The sequence below is a fragment of the Streptomyces sp. NPDC026589 genome, from assembly GCF_040638385.1.
Taxonomy (GTDB): domain Bacteria; phylum Actinomycetota; class Actinomycetes; order Streptomycetales; family Streptomycetaceae; genus Streptomyces.
The window spans coordinates 1,750-3,061 of record NZ_JBEZYG010000062.1 but is presented as its reverse complement, the minus strand read 5'-3'; the positions used below and the strand labels follow the sequence as shown (position 1 = coordinate 3,061).

Here is a 1,312-nt window from a genome sequence, read left to right as displayed (position 1 = left end):
TACGGAATGACACGACTTCGGCGGTACGCTTGAGCCCCGCTACATTGTCGGCGCGGAATCACTTGACCAGTGAGCTATTACGCACTCTTTCAAGGGTGGCTGCTTCTAAGCCAACCTCCTGGTTGTCTCTGCGACTCCACATCCTTTCCCACTTAGCGTACGCTTAGGGGCCTTAGTCGATGCTCTGGGCTGTTTCCCTCTCGACCATGGAGCTTATCCCCCACAGTCTCACTGCCGCGCTCTCACTTACCGGCATTCGGAGTTTGGCTAAGGTCAGTAACCCGGTAGGGCCCATCGCCTATCCAGTGCTCTACCTCCGGCAAGAAACACACGACGCTGCACCTAAATGCATTTCGGGGAGAACCAGCTATCACGGAGTTTGATTGGCCTTTCACCCCTAACCACAGGTCATCCCCCAGGTTTTCAACCCTGGTGGGTTCGGTCCTCCACGAAGTCTTACCTCCGCTTCAACCTGCCCATGGCTAGATCACTCCGCTTCGGGTCTAGAGCGTGCAACTCAATCGCCCTATTCGGACTCGCTTTCGCTACGGCTTCCCCACACGGGTTAACCTCGCTACACACCGCTAACTCGCAGGCTCATTCTTCAAAAGGCACGCAGTCACGACTGACAGCACAAGTGCTGCCAGCGACGCTCCCACGGCTTGTAGGCACACGGTTTCAGGTACTATTTCACTCCGCTCCCGCGGTACTTTTCACCATTCCCTCACGGTACTATCCGCTATCGGTCACCAGGGAATATTTAGGCTTAGCGGGTGGTCCCGCCAGATTCACACGGGATTTCTCGGGCCCCGTGCTACTTGGGTGTCTCTCAAACGAGCCGTTGATGTTTCAGCTACGGGGGTCTTACCCTCTACGCCGGACCTTTCGCATGTCCTTCGCCTACATCAACGGTTTCTGACTCGTCTCACAGCCGGCAGACTATGAAAGAGAGATCCCACAACCCCGCATGCGCAACCCCTGCCGGGTATCACACGCATACGGTTTGGCCTCATCCAGTTTCGCTCGCCACTACTCCCGGAATCACGGTTGTTTTCTCTTCCTGAGGGTACTGAGATGTTTCACTTCCCCTCGTTCCCTCCACACTGCCTATGTGTTCAGCAGCGGGTGACAGCCCATGACGACTGCCGGGTTTCCCCATTCGGAAACCCCCGGATCAAAGCTTGGTTGACAGCTCCCCGGGGACTATCGTGGCCTCCCACGTCCTTCATCGGTTCCTGGTGCCAAGGCATCCACCGTGCGCCCTTAAAAACTTGGCCACAGATGCTCGCGTCCACTGTGCAGTTCTCAAACA

1 rRNA gene (cut by a window edge) is annotated in these 1,312 nt (G+C 56.5%); it reads right to left on the bottom strand.

Annotated elements, in window-relative coordinates:
- Nucleotides 1-1,277: ribosomal RNA gene (locus AB0F29_RS41440) — 23S ribosomal RNA — on the bottom strand (it extends 1,924 nt beyond the left edge of the window).
- Nucleotides 1,278-1,312: the final 35 nt, after the last annotated feature.